Genomic DNA, 2,964 nt, shown 5'->3' on the forward strand with positions numbered 1-2,964 from the left:
AAGCGAGATTCAATCATATCCTCATCACGTTGCCCATTCTTGCCAAATAATGTAACCGTGGCCTGCAACGGCAGGTGGGCGATGGTTGCATTATTCGGGTATGTTAAATAAAAATAGAGGTGGCGGTGATGTAGCTTCATCCCACTAAATGAACTTGGTTTTTTAAAGATCATAAAGGTGTCAATGCCCGACACCGCAACCAAATAGTCATTTACCGACTGCCCAAAACCCACAAATGCCTCTTGCTCTTCGTGATAAGCGCCATACCCTAAATAGGCAAACTCTTCTTGCACCCCAAAATAACAGCGGTTTAACCAGTGATCGATAGGGGTAAAATTATCGTATTTTTTGCTATAAGCAAATGCATATAAACTAATTAGTAATAAAAAAGCTCCTGCTACAATGAAAAGAGGAGTTTGAGTTAATAATAAAATAGAACCTATAATTGATGAAATTGAGCCACCAATTCTAGCTATCATATAATCTTTATCCTCCATATTCCACATCCCCAAGGCACTTTTTAACTCGCCTAAGGCTTCAAAAATAGTTATAGCCGCAAAAGCTTTGGCTACGGTTTTAGAAATCAAGGTATTTAACATCTGTTTAGCTTTAATTTCAGGTACTAATGTGCCCGAAACCGTTGAACGCATCGCTTTAACTAGCTGCATTTTTAATTTGATGTCACGGTATAAAGCCACGCTATCAACACTTAATAATGCTAACGAGCCTAAGTCAATCGCCAGTTGGTGCATTTTTTTATCTTGGCTTTCACCTTCTTTAACGGTGTCCCACGCTTTTAGGTTATCGTGAATATTTAACATGCTGATAACGCCCATTATTGCATTGACACCATAGCTAAGTTTAACTGCTTTAGCACTTTGACGAGTTATTTTTACTTGTTTATGCGTTGACAGTTTTTCTTCAATTTTCGCTTTTTCCATTTCGCTTTGATTCATCGCTTCGATTTCGCGATTTATCTCACGCTGTTTGATTTTGTCTTCTCGTTTATTCTCATTCGACTGGTGAATCGCTTCGTCGTTGCGGGATTTTTGTTGATTGACCATGTCAATTTTGCGTTGTAATACGGTTGTACGATTGACCAAGGTGACATAACCCGCCATTTTGCTAGTTAAAAAGTTTTTAAAATCATAAGGGTTAAGTATCTCTTTATTTTTTAGATAGCTAACCACTATCCCTTTACTAAACTCATCTGGAAAACAGAGCGTAAAGCTAAACTTTTGAGTTGTTGGTTTTTTTGACCCGACGTCATATTTTGGGTCGGTGACATCAAATTTTTCTAAAAAGGCAATTTCAGGTCCCGTTAAGCTGTTTTCACGGAAAAAACTCCCTTGTAGTTGGGTTAATAGTGCGTACACTTGTCGAATCTTATCTTGTCTCACTTGCATAGTAAACTCAACAGGGTGCCCCCCCAAATCGCTTAAATAAGAGAACGTATCAAGCAGTTTTAAGCGTGGCTCAATAGGCTGGTGTTGCTTATTGGTTTTTAAAAGCGTGTATTTTTTAAGCCCTAACTCATGCAGATATCGATTTTTACCCGCATCCATTATGACAATGGGTGCGCTTGCCATTTCGGCTAGTTTGTCATTAATCGAATTTAAACATTTTTTTAGGCGGTTAAGCTCGCTAATTTTTTGGTTTCTTATTTTTTGTAGCTTGTAATGCGCTTGTGGGTCATAGTTTTGATGTTGGTTTAACGCTTCTTGTTTGGCGTTAATTTCTTGTTGTTTTTTTTCAATCTCTAGCTCTAAGCTCTCTTTGGTTTTTAGAAGGGCTTGCTCTTTATTGCTTTTAGTGGTTTGTGTCTTTTGTTCTTGATGCGCATTATAAGCAGAAGCAAAACCAGTTGATTGGCTGATAACATCACGCCATTTTATCGGTGTTTCGGTGTCTAAATCGAGAAATGCCATTGCTTCAAGGTCAATCCCTTGGTTATTTTTATGCTCTACTATATAAAAAATACTAGCTGGATTGCTCAGTAGTTCATCCCATAGGGCATCGTCTTCTTCAAAACGCACTTCTGCATGGGTTGAATCAATCAAGATTTGGATAATTTCTTTTATATGAATAAGCGAGCTTGTATCGTTTGAAAAATCAAACTCTTTCTGCCAAAAATGATTTTGATTAAAAGACGTCGGTTTTATTTTGCTGTATGGCGAGATAAATTTTGCATCGCCAAATAACCAACGAACATAAGTAAAATAGTCTTGCGACCACTCTTTATAATAGTGAGTTATTTCTTTAAATTCGCTTTCTAATTCATCTTTAAATTTATTAACTTCACCATGATTAATCTGCTGGTTTATTTTTTCAATTTTTTTGGCCTTTTCTGATTCGGTGTCTTTAATTTCATATTCGACTTGTTGTAAAAATTCATTACCAGAGTCATAAGCGGCATCAATATTTTTTAGGTATTCATAGTGTTCTTGTAGCCGAGCGATTTCAGTGTCATAAGCATCTTCAATTGAAGTTCGATAATTCTCCATTAACTGTAAAATCGTGCGCTTTTTAAACATGTCAGCTTGATAATACTTAAACATGCGTTTTAACTTGGGGTTAACTTGGTTATACAGTGCTTCACCCCGCCGTTGGTATACTTCTGTTTCGTCACGGTCAAAAGGCATTAAGGATTTAGCTTTTGAGGGAGCGTGGCTATCTTCTTGGGGGGTAAATACATGCAGGTGCGATACCCGTTGCGAGTTGAGCTCTTCGGCGATACCTAAAGTGTCTTCCAGCACGACGCCGCAGGATATCGGTTTATCCCCTTGGTATAATTGATTGGTATGTAGCACATATTTTAATTTTTGGTCTTTTAAACGGGTAAACCCATGTACCGATTCAAAATTATCAAGATGCTCATCAAAACGAAATTCCAGTACTTTGCTGTTTTCTGCTTGGTAAGTTTGATAACTGCTACCAAAAATATCTTTAAACGGTACGGCTCGG

The 2,964-nt window shown here is 37.5% G+C and carries 1 protein-coding gene; it reads right to left on the minus strand.

Annotated features, from left to right (window positions below; all coding sequences use genetic code 11):
- Positions 1-2,964 (minus strand): hypothetical protein (locus tag A9G34_RS10705; RefSeq protein ID WP_176701468.1); only part of this gene is annotated, 2,964 nt, incomplete at both ends.

It is taken from the genome of Gilliamella sp. Choc4-2 (assembly GCF_001690355.1).
GTDB classification, from domain to species: domain Bacteria; phylum Pseudomonadota; class Gammaproteobacteria; order Enterobacterales; family Orbaceae; genus Gilliamella; species Gilliamella apicola_A.